We start from the raw sequence: 17,423 nt of genomic DNA, 5'->3' as shown, positions 1-17,423 counted from the left end.
TTTGGAAATAATCAAACTCAACTAGTGCTTGAAGTAGCAAAGCACTCAGTTTTGCTTCTGTCAAATCTGAAGCCTCTTGGCCGAGGGAATTTGGCCTTGCCGTGCCGGCAGCCCCGTAGGCTGCTAGCACCGACGCACAACATGGTAAGATAGGGTCAGGTCTATTGGGGCTGCACGCGGAAACGGCGCTCGGAAATCCAATCCGGAACACGGATGAACCATTCCTTTTTCGTGCCAGTCAACGCCTTACAGAAGAAGATGCCAAAGGCCACAGCTGCGCCAATTGAAAGGGGAATGACGACTAACGGATCGGTAACGTCAAAGATTTTTGACAGCAAGATCCGCGCCCCCGCGATCGGAAGGAAGTGTGTCAGATAGATGTAGAGACTGTAGCTGCCGACAAACACTAGCCAATTTGCAAGTCCAGCTTTGCAGGCCAGGACGATTGTCCCAATTACCGCTGCTGCAGACAAGGCTGAAAGCGAAAAGAAGACTATGGGCATCTTTTCGACGCCTGTAAACAATGCAAAAATAATTAGACTGACGAAGCCGACCCAGCACAGGAGAACCGGTACTGGTCTGGCCAGGATTGCGGTATTTCTTATCCAGTCTGACGCGTAAACTCCGATGACGAAATACACGAACAACCTGGCTAATTTATCCAAGATAATAACGCCCTCTATCCACACACCTGCCAGATATTGCGCCTGGATGATGGCGGCAAAGGCAACAACATAAACCGGGGGAACTCCTCGGAGTGCACGCATGATCAGAAAAGATAAAAGCAATGCGTACAGGAACCAGATGGTCGGCAGGGGATCCCAGAGTATGATGAAGATTTCCCACCAATGAGTAACCGAGTTCGTGATGGGGTTTAGTCCAAACCGGAAAGCAAAAATGATTAAGGACCACAGCAGATAGAAATACAGGAAGTAAATGACCTTACCGCGGATAAACGCTTCGGCGGGACCGTCGATTGCTTTCTTTGCAAACAGTCCTGCGACCAAAAAGAAAAGGGGCATTCGAACCGGTTCAAAACTATAGTCCAATGTTCTTATCCACTCTGGAAAAAGTGGATCAAATCTGAAGCCCGCAACTGAATGGTGAAAAACAACCATAATGATTGTCAGGCCCTTAACCGCGTCTATCCAGTCCAGCCTTTGTTTAGGACGATGTTCAGCAGGCGCTTTTTCTACAATAGAATCAATGTCAGACAATGAAATCTCCAGAACCTGAAAATTAGGTCACTGGGCATTTGTAGTGCGCCCAAGAAACAGAAAATTAAACAATATCAGTTGTTTTTCACGGTCCCGGTATTCGCGTCAACAAATACAAGTTTCTGCGATTAAATTGGCCGAGTCTTGCCAAGCAACCGCGAATTTCGCCTAAAAGTTGCGCATTCTATCAATTTGTAGATGGATGGTGCTGCTGGAGAGAATTGAACTCTCGACCTCTCCCTTACCAAGGGAGTGCTCTACCTCTGAGCTACAGCAGCGCTGTGGGCGGCTGATTAGACCCAAACGAAACGCGGCGCAAGGGTGTCTGGACGGTTTTTTTCGCCTCCTGTAGAGAAAGAGCATGACGGACAAAAATTCATCAAAAAAACAAGGCAAACCCGGTAACGCGCGCGAAGAGCGGCTGAAAGCAGCGCTAAAGGCAAATATGGCGCGTCGTAAGGCGCAGGCCAAGGCGCGGGCGGCATCCGGGGACAAGGCCGATAAAGACGAGGGATAAGAGCAAATGGATTCGATTCTGGTTACAGGCAACGGGCCGTTGAACGGTCAGATACCGATCGCCGGCGCTAAGAATGCGTGTTTGACGCTGATGCCTGCGACCTTGCTCAGCGAGGAACCGCTGACGCTGACAAATGCGCCACGGTTGAGTGACATCAAGACCATGACGGCGCTTTTGCAGTCGCTTGGGGCCGAGGTGTCCTCGCTGCAGGATGGGCAGGTCTTGGCCATGTCGAGCCACAGCCTGACAAGTCACACGGCAGATTATGAGATCGTGCGTAAAATGCGGGCGTCGAACCTGGTGCTAGGCCCGTTGCTGGCGCGTTTTGGGCGGGCTGTGGTGTCTTTGCCCGGTGGGTGTGCGATTGGTGCCCGGCCTATGGACCTGCATGTTGAAGGGCTCGAGGCGCTGGGCGCTGAGATCGACCTGAAGGACGGGTATCTACATGCCAAGGCCCCGGGCGGCTTGAAAGGCGCGGTTCACGAAATGCGCTTTGCATCCGTGGGGGCTACCGAGAATATCGTGATGGCAGCGACGCTGGCCAAAGGAACGACCGTCCTCAAAAATGCCGCTCGCGAACCTGAGATTGTCGATCTGGTGGAGTGCTTGCGTAAAATGGGGGCGCAAATCTCTGGGGAAGGCAGTTCGACGATTGAGATTCAAGGTGTTGATCGTTTGCATGGTGCGACCCATCAGGTCGTCACGGACCGGATTGAGCTGGGAACTTATATGCTGGCACCGGCGGTGTGCGGTGGTGAGGTTGAGTTGCTGGGCGGGCGTATGGCCCTTGTGGAATCTTTTGCTGCCAAACTGGATGCTGCAGGGGTAAATGTGACTGAAACCGAAAGTGGCCTGATGGTTTCGCGCAAAAATGGCCGCGTGAATGCCGTTGATGTTGTGACCGAGCCTTTCCCCGGATTCCCGACAGACCTGCAGGCGCAGATGATGGCACTGATGTGCACTGCCGAAGGTGTGTCCGTTCTTGAAGAGCGTATTTTTGAGAATCGCTTTATGCACGCCCCTGAACTGGTTCGGATGGGCGCAAACATCGAAGTTCACGGCGGAACGGCGACTGTAACCGGGGTCGAGCAGTTAAAAGGGGCCCCAGTGATGGCGACGGATTTGCGAGCTTCGGTTTCGCTGATTTTGGCTGGATTGGCCGCAGAAGGTGAAACAACGGTCAGCCGGGTCTATCATCTGGACCGCGGATATGAGCATGTAGTGCGCAAGCTGGAAGGCGTAGGTGCCAAAATCGAACGGATCAAGGGCCAATGACAGACGCAAGTTTTCACGACGGGCAAGAGTCGCCCCTGAACCTGGGGGCCGAAGATGCCGATGACCTGCAGGTGATTTCAACCCTCACGCAGGACGCGGTGTTCCCGATCACCGAGATGACATGGCGCCCCGCTGAGCGACGGTTCGGGCTGTTGCTCAACAGATTTCGTTGGGAAGACAAGGACGCTGCGACGCGTCGTGGTCGTCCGTTTGAGCGGGTGCAATCCGTGCTTGTCTTCGACTCGGTGCTGTCGGTCGCCAGCCAGGGCGTCGACCGCAGCGACAAGGATATGGTCATGTCGCTGTTGTCGGTAGATTTTGAAGCAGGGGAAGATGGTGCAGGTCATGTTATCCTGACATTGGCCGGTGATGGCGCAATTCGCCTGTCGGTCGAAGCTTTGGATGCCGCGCTCAAGGACGTTACACGCCCGTATCAGGCACCGTCTGGGCAGGTACCACACCATCCGGAATAAACGCGGCATAGCGCAGGCGTTCTCTGGACCCTCAACGGGTCTGGTGCTGCGCCGTGCGACTGTGTTTGATGTCTTTCGCATTAGTCAGGTTCTTGTCCGTTCGATCACCTATCTTTGCGTGGCTGATCATCACAAAGACGCCGATTTGCTGGCGCTTTGGACTGAAAACAAAGATCCGCAAACTGTTCGGCGTTGGATTCAGTCTGGCGCCGAAATCTGGCTGGCTGAAATGGACGGGCAGGTCGCCGGTGTCGGGGGCCTTCGCAACCTGTCCGAAATTTCGCTGCTGTATGTCGACCCTGCCTATGTGCGTCGCGGTGTCGGATTGGCGCTGCTGATCCGGCTGGAGGGTGTACTTGCCCAAAACGGTTGCACAGTAGCGCATCTGGATGCCACGGCCACGGCGCGTGAATTCTATCGCCGGTTTGGTTGGCAAGACACTGGTGACCCCGAAGATTGGCACGGTATTCCCCAGTTTCCCATGCACAAATCGCTAAGCGTACCCGACGAAGGGTTGAGCCCCTCAGCCTCGAACGATATGTCCCGGTGAAACGCCCGGAGTGCCAGACAATGCCTGTTTTTCTGAATACGACCTCGCCTGATTTTGAGACCGCCTTTCTTGCGTTGTTGTCGGCCAAACGTGAAGACAGCCCGGATGTTGACGCGGTCGTGGCGGAAATCATCGACGATGTCCGCGCCCGAGGCGATGAGGCCGTCATTGAGCTGACCGCGCGTTTCGACAGGCTGGAGTTGACGCCCGATAACTTGGCTTTCTCGTCGGATGAGATTGACGAAGCAGTTGCCCGGGTGTCACCCGAGGACCGTGCGGCGCTTGAATTGGCGGCGGATCGCATCCGGGCCTACCACGAGAAACAGTTGCCCGAAGATCACCAGTGGACAGATGAGACCGGCGCAACGCTCGGTTGGCGTTGGTCGGCTGTGTCGGCCGCTGGTTTGTATGTGCCCGGTGGGCTCGCATCCTATCCGTCGTCCGTTTTGATGAATGCCATCCCGGCCAAGGTGGCGGGTGTTGAGCGTCTTGCAATCACGGTGCCCACTCCGAACGGGCAGGTGAACCCGCTTGTGCTGCTTGCGGCCAGATTATCTGGTGTAGACACGATCTATCGCATTGGCGGTGCTCAGGCGATTGCTGCGTTGGCTTATGGAACGGACAGCATCACGCCCGTGGATAAAATCACTGGCCCCGGCAACGCTTTTGTGGCGGCCGCAAAACGTCGTGTTTTTGGCAAGGTCGGCATAGATATGATCGCTGGCCCGTCCGAGATTCTGGTGATCGCAGACAAAGACAATGATCCGGACTGGATCGCGTTGGATCTGCTGAGCCAGGCCGAGCATGATGAAAGCGCCCAGTCTATCCTGATTACCGATGACGCAGTCTTTGGTGAAGCTGTTGCCAATGCGGTAGAAAAACGGCTGAAAACGCTGGAACGTCGCGCCATCGCAGGGGCAAGCTGGCGTGATTTTGGCGCGATCATTACAGTGCGCGATCTGGAAGAGGCCGCTAGGTTGTCAAACCGTATAGCCCCTGAACATCTTGAGCTTTGCGTGGCAGACCCGGTGGGTCTGAGCGAAAAAACAATTCATGCCGGTGCGATCTTCCTTGGTCAGTACACACCCGAAGCTATCGGAGACTACGTGGGTGGACCGAACCATGTATTGCCTACCGCGCGTTCTGCTCGGTTTTCCTCGGGGCTAAGCGTGATGGACTTTCTCAAGCGCACCACGCTCAGCCAGATGACACCAGCCGCGCTGCGAGCGATTGGCCCAGCGGCCGAGCAACTGGCCAAGTCCGAGAGTCTTGAGGCGCATGGTTTATCTGTCACGGCGCGTTTGCTACGTCTGAACGAATGAGAGCTACATCAAGAGCGCTAGAGACAGTTTAGTGGGGTAAGCCTTGGAGCGTGTGGCAACATTGTGGATCGGCAAACGGTTCAGTTTCCTAGAGCATCTGTGCCTAAAGTCCTTCGCGGATGTCGATCAAAAGCCCATTGTTTATCGCTACGGAGATCTAGAGGATATTCCCGGCTACATCGAAGCTCGGGACGCTCGCGAGATTTTTGATACGCCCGAGGTTTATTGTGATCCAATCAAGAGATCCGTGGCGGTTCACGCCGACCTGTTTCGTTTGAAACTAATGCGAGACACGGACTACATTTGGGTGGGCGCAGACGCCTATGCAGTGCGGCCTTTCGAAACCAATCAGGGGTATTTGTTTCCGAAAGCAAACCTGACGCGACAGCGTATGACGAATGGTGTCGTCGGCCTGCCGAGCGCAGCCCTGCGTTAAGGAAGATGTGCGATTTTGCATTCTGAAGTGATTTGTTTCCGTTTTGGTGGCCGGATGAGCAGAAGCGCGTCTTTCTTGAGCTTTACGGGCAATCCAGCTATTGGTGCCTACCCCTGTCGACATTCGGTCCACCGCTATATTTCCATTGTCTTTATGACACCCCAGAGCATGAAATGTGTTTAGCTAGGAGCGAGCTTTATGCCATTCCACTTAGGCATCGACGGCTATGGAATGACCCTGATTTATCCAAACTCGATTTCCTCGATTGGGAAAGCAAGATGTCGATCCATTTCTTTGGTTCTTGGTTCCGCAAGATATTCAAAGACCGTGAAATCAACAGGGATTCTCTAGTCGGTACTTTACTGCGTAAGCACGCGATCGATCCGTCTCACCATCCTTTGTGACAAATCCCACTTAGCTTCGTTGCTCATTCATTTATCTTGCGTTAGGTCTGTCTCGACCTGAACGGACCACACAGCCATGACCCGTATTTCACATATCGAACTGGACGACCGTAACCTGCCGCCGCCGACACCCGAGATCGAGCAGGAACGCAAAGTCGCGATATACGACCTTTTGGAAGAAAACAGCTTTGCGCTGCCACAGCGTGATGGCCGTACGGTTCCCGAAGGGCCCTATCATTTGCAACTTTCAATCCGCGACAAACGTCTGGTTTTTGATGTCGCGACCGAAGCGGCAGAGAAAGCGGCCGAGTTTCATTTATCGCTGGGCCCCTTCAAGCAAGTGGTCAAAGACTACTTTCAGATTTGCGAAAGCTATTTTGATGCGGTCAAGTCGTTGCCACCAAGTCAGATTGAAACAATCGATATGGCGCGGCGTGGCATTCACAACGAAGGCAGTCGCGTTCTGCAGGAGCGGTTGGAAGGCAAGGCCGAGGTCGATACCGATACAGCCCGTCGATTGTTCACGCTGATCTGCGTGCTGCATTTCGGGGGGTGACGGGTGACGCCTCTGCCGCAGTCGATCCTGTTCTGTTGCGACCACAACTCGGTCCGGTCCCCGATGGCCGAGGGCATCATGAAAAAGTTCTATGGCACCGGCACCTATGTGCAATCGGCCGGTGTGCATAACGACCTCGAAATTGACGGGTTTTGCATCGCGGTCTGCCATGAGATCGACGTTGAGCTTTCGCGCCACAGGTCGCGCTCTTTCGACGAAATGCAGGAATGGGGTGATGACCTCAGCTCATTCGACCTGATCGTTGCATTGTCACCCGCCAGTCAGCGCCGCGCGCTGGAACTGACCCGAATTTTTCACCTGGATGTCGATTATTGGCCAATAATGGACCCTACTGGACTGGGCGAAACCCGCGAAGACAAGCTAACTCACTACCGACAGACCCGCGATCAGATCATACGGCATCTCAAAGACCGCTGGGGCGAACCTACGGAGTGAACATGAACCAAACCGTCACAACCTATTTCCAAGCTTTCAATGGAGGCGACGTTGATGGCATGCTGGCGTGCCTTTCTGACGATGTGGCCCATCACGTGAACGAAGGTCAAATCCGTGTCGGCAAAGAAAAGTTTGCGACCTTTTGCGCCCATATGAATCGCTGCTACCGTGAAAACCTGACTGATATCGTGGTGTTCGAGGCCGAGGGCGGCGCACGGGCTGCAGCCGAGTTTATTGTCAACGGGACCTATCTGGAAACCGACGAAGGATTGCCCGAGGCGAACGGCCAGACTTATCGTCTGCCAGCCGGTTCATTCTTTGACCTCAAGGATGGTAAGATCACTCGCGTGACCACGTTTTACAACCTGGCCGACTGGACGAAGCAGGTGTCGGGTGGCTGAGGTCACTGACGTCCGCGCCTTGACCGGGACAGCGCTTGAAGCTGCTCTGGATGATGTGGCGCGTTTGCGGATCGAGGTGTTTCGGGCCTGGCCCTACCTGTACGATGGTCATCTGGACTATGAGCGTAAATACCTGCAGTCCTACCGTGACAGCGATAAGGCAATTGTTGTCGGGGCCTTTGAAGGTGACCACCTGATTGGCGCATCGACCGGGGCACCTTTGATTGATCACGCAGATGATTTTGCTGCGGCTTTCGAGAATACGGATCTCGATTTGTCCGAGATTTTCTATTGCGCGGAGTCTGTCCTTTTGCCTGACTACAGAGGACAGGGTGTCGGGCACAAGTTCTTTGACCTGCGCGAAGCCCATGCCCGAAAGCTGGGTTTCTCCAAATGTGCGTTTTGCGGTGTGCAACGCCCAGCGGATCACCCGATGCGGCCTACGTCTTATCGACCGCTGGACGCATTCTGGAAGGCTCGTGGGTATAACCCCTTGTCCGGAGTTATCGCGCAGTTCTCGTGGAAAGATGTCGGCGAGGAAGATGAAAGCCTGAAACCGCTGCAGTTTTGGATCAGGGATCTTTGAGGTCGTTCACAACTCTGGGGTGCGCCATCTGACAGTTCTGGTCGCGCACCACTCTCTTACCGCTTACGGCTAAGTAGCCCGTATTTGACTGCCCAGCCTCTAAACGATCGGCGTTTTCTCTTGGGCGTCTTCAGTGCGTGTTTCGTCTGCTCACCGCTCTTGCGATTGAATTCGAAAACGTCGATGACACGCTCTGCGCAGCCGCAGGCTTCACCCATTCCAACCTTGGCAAAATAGAACTTTTCGAAGCTTTCCGGGTTTTGCATGATGCACCTCCTCAACGCATTCAACCATCTAGGACGACAGATGCAAATTCACATTCTCGTCGTTGATAGAACGGATAAAACTTGTGTACAGGGTGCTTCGACCTCTCTTAGTGTCCGCCAACTCCAACGGCCAGGAACTCGCTGATGAAAATCGCAACCGCTGCCTACAATCTTGATTGGCTGTCGAGCTGGGCTCAATACGAAGACAAGTTGCATCGCTGGGTGTCGGATGCCTCGGGGCAGGGGGCTGATTTGTTGGTTTTCCCCGAATACGGCGCGATGGAGTTGTCGACATTGGACGGTGCCGACGTTGCCGGTGATCTGGAGCGTTCGATCAAGGCAGTGTCTGATCGAATGGGCGCTGCACAATCGCTGCATCGGCGGCTGGCTGAGGAATTCAAGGTATATATCCTTGGGGCCTCTGCCCCGGTCCTTGCCGGGTTGGACCGTCCGGTAAATCGCGCGGCGCTGTATGCGCCTGACGGCGGGCACGACTTTCAGGACAAGCAGATCATGACCCGGTTCGAACGTGAGGACTGGGATATCTCCCCCGGAGGACCGCTCAAGCTTTTTGATACTGCGCTGGGCAAGATCGGTGTTCTGATTTGCTATGACAGTGAATTCCCCTTGTTGGGCCGTGCGTTAAGCCAAGCTGATCTGATCCTCGTGCCGTCCTGCACCGAGGCGCTTTCAGGGTTTTGGCGGGTTCGGATTGGCGCGATGGCCCGCGCGCTTGAGAATCAATGTGTGACTGCTATGGCCTCACTGGTTGGTGAAAACGAATGGTCCGAAGCCGTGGATATGAATACGGGAACCGGCGGTATTTTTGGCCCGCCTGACAAGGGTTTCCCGCCCACCGGGGTTTTGGCCGAGGGTCAACTAAACCAACCCGGCTGGACATTTGCCGATGTTGACCTTTCGGCTATCGCCCACGTTCGCGCGGATGGCCACGTACTGAACCGGACCCATTGGGATGAGCAAACGCCCCGAGTCGAATCGGTCACAATATCCGGCCTTTGATGATTCCGGCCTTGAAATAAGCCCGAAATAGGCTCATTTAGGCGCACATCCTCGCAGATTCTGCGAGTGCAACGTAACTATGGAGACAACATGGCCAAGGAAGATACGCTCGAATTTCCCGGTGTCGTGAAGGAACTCCTGCCTAATGCGACGTTTCGGGTCGAGCTGGAAAACGGCCATGAGATTATCGCACATACGGCAGGCAAGATGCGTAAGAACCGCATCCGTGTTCTGGCCGGCGACAAAGTTCAGGTCGAAATGACCCCCTATGATCTGACCAAGGGTCGGATCAACTACCGCTTCAAGTAACGCCTGCCGCAATGGCGTTTATCTTAGGATCGGGCAGCCCAAGGCGGCTGGACCTGTTGGCTCAGCTTGGCGTGCAGCCCGATACAATTCGCGCTCCTGACATTGACGAAACGCCTTTGAAGGGTGAGTTGCCGGTTCCTTATTGTAACCGCATCACGCGGGCTAAAGTGCAGGCTGTTCAAGCGGATAGCGATGACATCACCCTATGTGCGGATACCACCGTGGCTCTGGGTCGCCGCATCCTGTGCAAGCCCGAAGACGCTGGTCAGGCGGCCGAGTTCCTGCATGCTCTGTCTGGTCGGCGGCACCGTGTGATCACCTCGGTCGCAGTGCGACGGGGTGACCGGGTATTGCAACGCGACGTGGTTTCTCAGGTCAAGGTCAAACGCCTGTCGGATGTTGAGATCAACGCCTATCTGGCGACCGGAGACTGGCAGGGCAAAGCAGGCGCATACGCCATCCAAGGCCCGGCTGGCGCGTTCATTCCTTGGATTTCTGGGTCATTCACCGGTATCGTTGGTCTTCCCCTTTCCGAAACCGCCGCCCTTTTGCAAGGCATCGGCTATCCCCTGTATCGTGAGGCATCATGAAGGGTCGCACTATCGTTCTCGACCATATCGACAATCGCGAAGCCGCTGCTTTGATGGTGGATGGCAAGCTGGACGATTTTCTGATCGCAGGGGATGCTCCTGCACCGGGGACGATCTATCGCGCCCGTGCTGACCGCCCAGTCAAAGGGCAGGGCGGGATGTTCCTGACAACGCCCGATGGTCCTGCTTTTCTGCGCCAAGTAAAGGGGCTGGCACCGGGCGCGCTGATTTGCGTGCAGGTAACAGGCTACGCTGAACCGGGCAAAGCTTTGCCTGTGACCGACCGCGTTTTGTTCAAAAGCCGGTATGCAATTGTGACACCTGATGCGCCGGGCCTGAATATCTCACGCTCAATCAGGGATGAGGAAGAAAGAGACCGCCTGCTGGAAATCGCGCACGAAGCCATGGATGGCAGTTCTTACGGTTTGATCCTGCGTTCGTGCTGCGTAGGTGAAAACGCAGCTGAGATTGCCGAGGATATCAGCGCAATGCTGGCCCATGCCGATGAGGTCATGAACGATCCCGGAACTGAACCCGAGTTGCTGCTGGAAGGCGATGGCCCCCATGTTCTGGCATGGCGCGACTGGACCGATCCGGCAGAGGTCGTCACCAAATCGGGGGGTTTTGAAACCCACGCGGTTCTGGATGAGCTGGACACGGCGCGGGGCATTTCGGAAACGCTGCCGGGTGGCGGGCATCTGTATATTCAGCCGACGCGCGCCTTGGTTGCCGTAGACGTAAACACGGGCGCAGACACATCTTTGGCCGCAGGCACCAAAGCAAATTTCGATTGTGCCAAGGCGTTGCCGCGTGCGCTGCGTGTCCGCGGCCTTGGTGGCCAGATCACATTGGACCTGGCCCCTATGCCCAAAAAAGACCGCCGTGGGTTTGAATCTGCCTTGCGCGCCGCGTTCAAATCCGACCCGATCGAGACCATTCTTGCCGGCTGGACGCCGCTGGGTCATTTTGAGCTTCAACGAAAGAGAGGCCGTCTTGCGCTTTCGGAGGTGCTGAAATGAGTTGTCCGATTTGTGGGGAAGATACCGTTACCAAGTACCGCCCGTTTTGCTCACGGCGCTGTGCGGATGTCGATTTGGCCAAATGGTTAAACGGATCCTATGCCGTCGCATCCCAACGGGAAGAGGACCTTGAAGAAGAGGGTTTGCCGGATGAAACACAACCGGCGCGTCCACATTGAAAAAATGTAAAAAAGGCTCTGGACACTGCCTGTAGCAAGTCATAGAACGCCTCCACCCAACGGCAGTTGCCGTTCCCGTGCCCGGGTAGCTCAGGGGTAGAGCAGTGGATTGAAAATCCTCGTGTCGGTGGTTCGATTCCGCCCCCGGGCACCATTTTTCCTATTAAAAGAAATGCGTTGGCGATATGTCTGCTATCGCACCTCGTTGGTTGCTCGTTCGGGATTGCGCCCAGACTGCAACGTCGTATTCGTCAACAGTGCACATGTCCAACCTGGCGTGCGAACAAGAAAATGGTGTCCTTGCCTCTGGTTTACCGCCTGCGATGAAAGGTTGAGCAGGCATGCTCTTATCGGCTTTACCCTGACGCTGCAATTAATGCCAGGCACGAGAAGACTCTGTGGCTGATTCAACCACATGCAATATTCCGATATTTGAGATGGCAATCGATAAGAAAACGCAGGGTGCATGGATCATCCAATACGGCAAGACAATTCACGGCAAATCCAACGTGGCATCAAGCTTTCCGACGATTGATGTCGCGGTGAAGGCAGGGTCCTTGCTATCACGCATCCTCGACCGAAAACTTTCCGGTTCGGTGGGCGATCCGAGGGCATTGATAACTCTACGAACAGGCATTCCGAACACGGCTTCCGAAATGCTTAATAATTTAAGAGAGTTAATCGCCGCAAGCCATATGGAAAACCGTCCAAGAACTGAGTTTGTGTCCTGGCACAGAGAGAACTGTCTTAAGCTCCGAAAAACTCAGCAAAATGGTAAATCCGTACAACACAGTTGAAACGTATGGCTCTTGGATACAATGATTGTGTCGCCAGTGTTTCTGTAGTGAGTGCCTGTTTGGAAGATCTGAATCATAAACGCGTGTCAATTTCCCTCGCGGCTGCAAGAAGTCGTAACTTGTTGTTGATCGCAATGGGTTTCAGTATTTTTACAAACTTGCTTATGCTGACTGGTCCAATATTCATGCTCCAGGTTTATGACAGAGTCTTGAATTCGCGTTCGGAAGAAACCCTGTTGGTTCTCTTTGGGTTGGTCACGCTGTTATTCACTATTTACGGCTTTTTGGAATATGCACGCGGGCGTGTGTCCGCAAGGATAGGTGCCAGATTTCAAAGTACATTCGGGCCGCTTGCGTTTAAGGCACTGCTGGAAAGCTCGGCTCTCAATAGAAGCTCGGAAGTCGAAAATCACGGGCTACAAGACATCGAAGCGCTTAAGACATTCTACTCGTCCCCGCTATTGCTAGCTATTTTTGACTTGCCGTGGACGCCGATATTCCTGGCTGCTGTCTTTATCTTTCATCCCTATCTCGGTTGGCTTGCGCTCGCGGGTGGTTGTGTTCTTATTACTGCAGCTTTGACTAACCAATTTTTGACGGTCAAAAAAACTCTGCAAGCGCAATCCGTCTCACAATCCGCCAATAGATTCGCTGGCCAAGTCCAAGAGATGAGCGACTTGGCGTGGTCGCAAGGTATGGGGCCAGACTTGGAGAAGCGTTGGAAAAAGCTTCAAGATGCTTCTCTCCAATCTTCCATCCAGGCAAACGATTGGACCGGGGGGTTTGCCTCTTTTACAAAAGCTTTCCGCTTTTTGCTTCAAGCTGCGATGCTTGGACTTGGTGCCTGGTTGGTTTTGCAACATGAGCTAACGGCTGGAGCGATGATCGCATCCTCGATCCTACTTGGCAGAGCCTTGGCACCTATCGAGCAGTGTATTCCACAGTGGCCCCTCGCGCAAAAAGCGAGACGGGGCTGGCGGCGACTGGATGAACTGCTGCAGCTCATGACGCTCGATGACGATGTAACTAAACTTCCCACACCTGACGCGTCGTTGACCGTCGATAGTGTAACGGTTTTTGCGCAAGGGCGTGAAAGTCCGGTATTAGCAAATGTTTCTTTTAACTTAGAGCCTGGCGAGGCACTGGGGATCTTGGGGAAAAGCGGTTCAGGAAAGAGCACCTTGGCCAGAGTTGTCATGGGGCTGGTTTCGCCTGACCTCGGAGATATCCGTTTAGGTGGCGCGACACTGAAGCAATACGGACCGGAAGAACTGGGCAAGCAGATTGGTTACTTGCCTCAGGACGTTCATTTCTTTGCGGGAACGATCGCTGAGAATATTGCGCAAATGTCTCTCGACGTGGCTGCGGACAGAGTAGTGAAAGCGGCGAAAAAAGCCAAAGTTCACAATATCATCTTGGACCTAGATGAGGGTTATAACACAGTTATAGGCCCAATTGATGACAACTTATCAGGGGGACAAAAGCAAAGATTAGCCCTTGCCCGCGCTCTCTACGGTGATCCTAAAATCCTTGTTTTGGATGAACCCAATTCCGCTTTGGATAAAGAGGGTTCGGATGCTTTGAATGCCGTCGTTTCAGAAATGAAAGCTGCGAAAAAATCCATTTTGGTTATGACGCATCGACCAGTTGCGATTTCGGAATGTGATAAACTGCTTATTCTTCAAGACGGCCAAACGAAAGCTTTTGGGCCTCGCGACCAAGTAATTGGTTCCTCGCTCAAGAACGTGATGTCGATAAAGAGGCAAATTCAGTCCAATGATGATGAAGAATTTAAATCTGTCAGAGCGAATAGAAAAATGCCGAAACCAGTTAAAGAGTTTCGTTCAATTCGCAAAAGTAAGTTGGTCAAACAGAAAAACCAAAGCTTCAGATCAATCAGAAAGAAAAACGAGCATTGAAGATGGGGATGATTGGAGCGCAATAGTCCCAATTTCTATTGGTTTGATCTCAATAATGGTTTTGGTCTTCGGTATTGGCTACTGGAGTATCTTTACCAAGATTTCCGGTGCTGTTGTGGCGAGCGGTACAGTAAAAGTAGAAGCCGAAAGACAAGTCGCGCAACACCCGGACGGTGGCGTTGTTTCAGCCATATTGGCCCGAGACGGAGATTTGGTAGAGGCGGGGGACGTATTAGTCGAGCTTGATGGCACATTTCTAAAATCAGAGTTGGAAGTGGTCGAGCGACAACTGATGGAGATTCTCGTTCGCCGCTTTAGGTTAGAAGCGGAAAGAGACCAGCTTTCCAATTTTCAGAATGTCGCGTTGGAGGAATTCTCGACACTGGACACGCAATGGGTCAGCGCCCAACTTCAAGGACAAAAGAACCTTTTCAACGCGAAACTGGTGTCGCATCGCAACGAAATCGACCAGCTGCAGCAACAGTCGTTCCAAATAGAGGATCAAGTTCGGGGGATCGAGGCCCAGGTGAGCGCCCTTAAAGATCAACTGGACTTGGTCGAAACCGAAATCAAAGACCTTGAGGCCCTTTTGGAACAAGGGTTGGTCCAAGCGTCTCGGGTTTTGGCACTGAGGCGGGAGCAGGCCAGACTGAAGGGAGAGATTGGTCAGTTGGAAGCTGCAAAGGCCGAGGCGAAAGGGCGAAAGACCGGAGTTTCCATCGAAATCATTAACTTGGAGAACAGGCGTCGCGAAGGTGCCATTACAGAGTTGCGTGACCTGCGATTCAACGAAATTCCATTGGTGGAAAATCGTCAAAGTTTGAAGAAACGCTTGTCCAGGTTGGAAGTAAAGTCACCTTCCGAGGGGGTTGTTTTCGGGTCATCCGTTTTTGCTGAACAGGCCGTAATAAAACCCGCCGATCCGATAATGTACATCGTCCCTAAGGATAGACCGCTTCAGGTATCTGCACGAATTGACCCTGTACATATCGACCAAGTGTACGAGGGTCAGCCTGTTTCCTTGCGCTTTACGACGTTTGACCAAAGAACAACACCTGAGGTGCTTGGTGTCGTCGTGAGGATTTCAGCTGACACGTTCACTGACGAGGCGTTGGAAGTAACTTATTACGAAGCCGTTTTACAACCCGATGCGAATTCTCTGACTGCGACAGGGGATGTACTGTTGGTTCCGGGAATGCCTGTGGAGGCATTTATAAAGACAGATGCGCGCGCGCCGATTTCGTATCTTGTTCAGCCTTTGGCTAATTATTTCCGAAGAGCTCTTAGAGAGAGTTAAGTTAGGAACGTAGATATTTCCAAAGAAACAGATCTGGTGATGTTTCGGCAGGGCAATTGGTGCCAGATTCTGTCGGGTTATTGGTTTTTCAGGTTCAGCCAGCCTGAGACGTTTTGCATGCACAAATTCACTAGTTTGTTGACTCGAATTTGTTGAGTTTCTATCGTTCTGACACCTCTAGCGAATGATATGCAACGGGTGGTGCCGATCTGTATATTCCGACTAAAGGCCAAAAAAATTTAATGAGTGCAGGTAGTTATAAGGTTTGAAGCCCCGTAGCACAGATATTTTAATAGTTTGCCGGGGGGCATTATGGCTGACTTTAATCTTGAAGGTGAAGGTACCAGTGTAACTATTGGTGGAGTTACATTTATTAACTCTCCCAATGAGGGTTCCGGTACAGGAAACTTTGAACCTTTTTTAGCAACAAGCGACGAAGCTAGTACGTCAGATGGTGTCGCTGCGGGATTCAACACTGCTAACGACTCGAACTCCGCAATAAATAATGCTTTTGGAAATAACGAGTTAGACAAGCAAAAAACGAGTGAGGTCAAGCTGACCGATATTCCGGTCACCGTTATTGACGGAGTGGAATACTACGAAATTCGCTTGGATTTGAATGAAAGCAACAGTGACGACCTCATTACGCTTGAGACTTTTCAAATTTACTTGTCCGACAATGGGACGATTGGGACTTTCAGCGATCTAACTTCAACGGCCAACTTGGTTTACGATATTGATGCAGTAGAGCCGACTACGCTCTTTTTGGCGGAAACATCTACAGGCAGCGGCACAGACGATTACACAGTCCTAATTGAGAAAAGCGTCATTGATGCCTATTTTTTGGCGAACCCCGGCGAGTCTTTTGAGGACTATTATTTCTACCTCTATACAGAAATGGGTCGAGAAGGTGTCTACGACGAAGAGGCAGGATTTGACGAATGGAACATCCAAAGCGCCGGCACGATCAATGGCTTTAAATTTGATGATATTGATGGCGACGGTATCTATGAACCGGAGGATGGAGAAAGCGGTTTAGAAGGCGTCGTTGTATATATCGACAGCAACAACAACGGCATGTTCGATGCAGATTCCGAGCGCTCTACTGTCACAGATGAGAATGGTAATTTTACCTTCTTCGGGGTCGCGACCAGTCCCGATGACATAATTATTCGCGAAGATCTGTCCAGTCTGGCGACAGGTACTGAACCAACAAATGGCACATTCGATGGTCAGGGAGACGACCCTTATTTTTGGGTCGCTAATCTATCGGACGCTGGAGACTCAGATTTCGTCCAGATCGGTAATCTGACGCCAAATCCGCAGATAACGATTACGAAAACAGTTGTCGATGTAGACGACGAAGGGTCCGAAGGTATAGCCGAAGACGCCGGTGACGAAATTACGTATCAATTGGTAGTCGAAAATACGGGCAATGTGGCACTGTCCGGCGTGACCGTGAGTGACCCTCTAACTGGAGCCAACATTCTTGTTGGAAATCTCGGTGTCGGTGAAGTCGTCACTATCAATGACGGCGACAGTGATGGGATGGGGGGGACGGTAGATTTGATCTACCAAGTAACCCAGGAGGATCTGGACAGCATAGGTGATGCAGAGACAGGCGATGTTACAGACGACGATGATGGAAACATAGAAAACACGGCCAGCGTAAGTGGCTTCTTTGAGGAAGAGGAAGTAACCGACGACGATGACGCCGATGCTCCGTTGGCATATCTACCCGACCTTGAGATTGAGAAGACGATCACGGGCGTTACGGATGTGAACGGGAACGGGTTCACGGATGCGGGTGATGAGATCAACTACAGCATCACGG

21 protein-coding genes and 2 tRNA genes are annotated in these 17,423 nt (G+C 52.8%); 20 read left to right on the top strand and 3 right to left on the bottom strand.

Annotated features, from left to right (window positions below):
* Nucleotides 1-161 precede the first annotated feature (161 nt).
* Both ACR0BD_RS17770 and ACR0BD_RS17765 read right to left on the bottom strand, forming a co-directional pair.
* Entirely contained in the window at nt 162-1,217 is a 1,056-nt protein-coding gene (locus tag ACR0BD_RS17770; protein ID WP_480832424.1) for an acyltransferase family protein, read from the bottom strand.
* 203 nt (nt 1,218-1,420) lie between these two features.
* A tRNA-Thr gene (locus ACR0BD_RS17765) sits at nt 1,421-1,495 on the bottom strand.
* Between the two features lie 83 nt (nt 1,496-1,578).
* On the opposite strand from ACR0BD_RS17765, the gene ACR0BD_RS17760 reads away from it, so the two are divergent.
* From ACR0BD_RS17760 to ACR0BD_RS17715, 10 genes are all read left to right on the top strand, one after another.
* Complete coding sequence (locus tag ACR0BD_RS17760; protein WP_480700235.1) at nt 1,579-1,734, top strand: hypothetical protein; 156 nt, start codon at nt 1,579-1,581, stop codon at nt 1,732-1,734.
* 6 nt (nt 1,735-1,740) lie between these two features.
* Entirely contained in the window at nt 1,741-3,009 is a 1,269-nt protein-coding gene (gene murA, locus ACR0BD_RS17755; protein WP_480832422.1) for a UDP-N-acetylglucosamine 1-carboxyvinyltransferase, read from the top strand.
* Complete coding sequence (locus tag ACR0BD_RS17750) at nt 3,006-3,482, top strand: DUF2948 family protein (protein ID WP_480700233.1); 477 nt, start codon at nt 3,006-3,008, stop codon at nt 3,480-3,482. Before murA ends, ACR0BD_RS17750 begins: the two co-directional genes overlap by 4 nt.
* A 43-nt stretch (nt 3,483-3,525) precedes the next feature.
* A complete protein-coding gene (locus ACR0BD_RS17745) occupies nt 3,526-4,032 on the top strand; it encodes a GNAT family N-acetyltransferase (RefSeq protein ID WP_480700232.1) in 507 nt (168 codons plus the stop codon).
* A gap of 20 nt (nt 4,033-4,052) precedes the next feature.
* A complete protein-coding gene (gene hisD / locus ACR0BD_RS17740) occupies nt 4,053-5,354 on the top strand; it encodes a histidinol dehydrogenase (protein WP_480832420.1) in 1,302 nt (433 codons plus the stop codon).
* 43 nt (nt 5,355-5,397) lie between these two features.
* Entirely contained in the window at nt 5,398-5,790 is a 393-nt protein-coding gene (locus ACR0BD_RS17735) for a hypothetical protein (RefSeq protein ID WP_480832418.1), read from the top strand.
* A 480-nt stretch (nt 5,791-6,270) separates the two neighbouring features.
* The gene (locus ACR0BD_RS17730; RefSeq protein ID WP_480832416.1) at nt 6,271-6,750 is read left to right on the top strand and encodes a UPF0262 family protein; all 480 of its coding nucleotides are present in this window, start codon (nt 6,271-6,273) and stop codon (nt 6,748-6,750) included.
* Between the two features lie 3 nt (nt 6,751-6,753).
* Nucleotides 6,754-7,206 (top strand): arsenate-mycothiol transferase ArsC, encoded by a 453-nt coding sequence (locus tag ACR0BD_RS17725; protein ID WP_480700228.1) that lies wholly within the window; start codon nt 6,754-6,756, stop codon nt 7,204-7,206.
* Between the two features lie 2 nt (nt 7,207-7,208).
* Nucleotides 7,209-7,607 carry a ketosteroid isomerase-related protein gene (locus ACR0BD_RS17720; protein ID WP_480832414.1) on the top strand — a complete coding sequence of 133 codons (399 nt, stop codon included), beginning with the start codon at nt 7,209-7,211 and terminating at the stop codon, nt 7,605-7,607.
* Nucleotides 7,600-8,193 (top strand): GNAT family N-acetyltransferase, encoded by a 594-nt coding sequence (locus ACR0BD_RS17715; RefSeq protein ID WP_480832412.1) that lies wholly within the window; start codon nt 7,600-7,602, stop codon nt 8,191-8,193. The genes ACR0BD_RS17720 and ACR0BD_RS17715 overlap by 8 nt, the downstream gene beginning before the upstream one ends.
* 56 nt (nt 8,194-8,249) lie before the next feature.
* Here ACR0BD_RS17715 and ACR0BD_RS17710 read toward each other — a convergent pair whose 3' ends face one another.
* Nucleotides 8,250-8,459, bottom strand: coding sequence for a hypothetical protein (locus tag ACR0BD_RS17710; RefSeq protein ID WP_480700225.1), 210 nt, complete (start codon nt 8,457-8,459; stop codon nt 8,250-8,252).
* A 144-nt stretch (nt 8,460-8,603) separates the two neighbouring features.
* On the opposite strand from ACR0BD_RS17710, the gene ACR0BD_RS17705 reads away from it, so the two are divergent.
* The 10 genes from ACR0BD_RS17705 to ACR0BD_RS17660 form a co-directional block, all read left to right on the top strand.
* A complete protein-coding gene (locus ACR0BD_RS17705; protein WP_480832411.1) occupies nt 8,604-9,479 on the top strand; it encodes a carbon-nitrogen hydrolase family protein in 876 nt (291 codons plus the stop codon).
* 90 nt (nt 9,480-9,569) lie between these two features.
* A complete protein-coding gene (infA, locus tag ACR0BD_RS17700) occupies nt 9,570-9,788 on the top strand; it encodes a translation initiation factor IF-1 (protein WP_005978431.1) in 219 nt (72 codons plus the stop codon).
* A gap of 11 nt (nt 9,789-9,799) precedes the next feature.
* The gene (locus ACR0BD_RS17695) at nt 9,800-10,378 is read left to right on the top strand and encodes a Maf family protein (RefSeq protein ID WP_480832409.1); all 579 of its coding nucleotides are present in this window, start codon (nt 9,800-9,802) and stop codon (nt 10,376-10,378) included.
* Nucleotides 10,375-11,397, top strand: coding sequence for a ribonuclease E/G (locus ACR0BD_RS17690; protein WP_480832407.1), 1,023 nt, complete (start codon nt 10,375-10,377; stop codon nt 11,395-11,397). The genes ACR0BD_RS17695 and ACR0BD_RS17690 overlap by 4 nt, the downstream gene beginning before the upstream one ends.
* Entirely contained in the window at nt 11,394-11,576 is a 183-nt protein-coding gene (locus ACR0BD_RS17685; RefSeq protein WP_480832405.1) for a DNA gyrase inhibitor YacG, read from the top strand. The genes ACR0BD_RS17690 and ACR0BD_RS17685 overlap by 4 nt, the downstream gene beginning before the upstream one ends.
* Nucleotides 11,577-11,655: 79 nt before the next feature.
* Nucleotides 11,656-11,730, top strand: a tRNA-Phe gene (locus tag ACR0BD_RS17680).
* A 244-nt stretch (nt 11,731-11,974) separates the two neighbouring features.
* Nucleotides 11,975-12,373 (top strand): hypothetical protein, encoded by a 399-nt coding sequence (locus ACR0BD_RS17675; RefSeq protein ID WP_480832403.1) that lies wholly within the window; start codon nt 11,975-11,977, stop codon nt 12,371-12,373.
* A gap of 5 nt (nt 12,374-12,378) precedes the next feature.
* Nucleotides 12,379-14,292, top strand: a complete 1,914-nt coding sequence (locus tag ACR0BD_RS17670; RefSeq protein ID WP_480832401.1) for a type I secretion system permease/ATPase — start codon at nt 12,379-12,381, stop codon at nt 14,290-14,292.
* A gap of 43 nt (nt 14,293-14,335) precedes the next feature.
* Nucleotides 14,336-15,589, top strand: a complete 1,254-nt coding sequence (locus tag ACR0BD_RS17665; RefSeq protein WP_480832399.1) for an HlyD family type I secretion periplasmic adaptor subunit — start codon at nt 14,336-14,338, stop codon at nt 15,587-15,589.
* 312 nt (nt 15,590-15,901) lie between these two features.
* A partial coding sequence (locus tag ACR0BD_RS17660; protein ID WP_480832398.1) for a DUF7507 domain-containing protein occupies nt 15,902-17,423 on the top strand: 1,522 nt, incomplete at its 3' end.

Source organism: Ruegeria sp. G5, assembly GCF_056533365.1.
The sequence above is the reverse complement of the archived record's forward strand: the minus strand, read 5'-3'. Positions and strand labels throughout refer to the sequence as shown.

Coding starts and splice junctions, on each gene's coding strand:
- ACR0BD_RS17705 (WP_480832411.1), top strand. CDS start 8,604: ATGAAAATCGCAACCGCTGCCTACAATCTTGATTGGCTGTCGAGCTGG.
- ACR0BD_RS17720 (WP_480832414.1), top strand. CDS start 7,209: ATGAACCAAACCGTCACAACCTATTTCCAAGCTTTCAATGGAGGCGAC.
- ACR0BD_RS17695 (WP_480832409.1), top strand. CDS start 9,800: ATGGCGTTTATCTTAGGATCGGGCAGCCCAAGGCGGCTGGACCTGTTG.
- ACR0BD_RS17690 (WP_480832407.1), top strand. CDS start 10,375: ATGAAGGGTCGCACTATCGTTCTCGACCATATCGACAATCGCGAAGCC.
- ACR0BD_RS17685 (WP_480832405.1), top strand. CDS start 11,394: ATGAGTTGTCCGATTTGTGGGGAAGATACCGTTACCAAGTACCGCCCG.
- ACR0BD_RS17760 (WP_480700235.1), top strand. CDS start 1,579: ATGACGGACAAAAATTCATCAAAAAAACAAGGCAAACCCGGTAACGCG.
- ACR0BD_RS17750 (WP_480700233.1), top strand. CDS start 3,006: ATGACAGACGCAAGTTTTCACGACGGGCAAGAGTCGCCCCTGAACCTG.
- ACR0BD_RS17670 (WP_480832401.1), top strand. CDS start 12,379: ATGGCTCTTGGATACAATGATTGTGTCGCCAGTGTTTCTGTAGTGAGT.
- infA (WP_005978431.1), top strand. CDS start 9,570: ATGGCCAAGGAAGATACGCTCGAATTTCCCGGTGTCGTGAAGGAACTC.
- ACR0BD_RS17730 (WP_480832416.1), top strand. CDS start 6,271: ATGACCCGTATTTCACATATCGAACTGGACGACCGTAACCTGCCGCCG.
- murA (WP_480832422.1), top strand. CDS start 1,741: ATGGATTCGATTCTGGTTACAGGCAACGGGCCGTTGAACGGTCAGATA.
- hisD (WP_480832420.1), top strand. CDS start 4,053: ATGCCTGTTTTTCTGAATACGACCTCGCCTGATTTTGAGACCGCCTTT.
- ACR0BD_RS17710 (WP_480700225.1), bottom strand. CDS start 8,459: ATGCAAAACCCGGAAAGCTTCGAAAAGTTCTATTTTGCCAAGGTTGGA.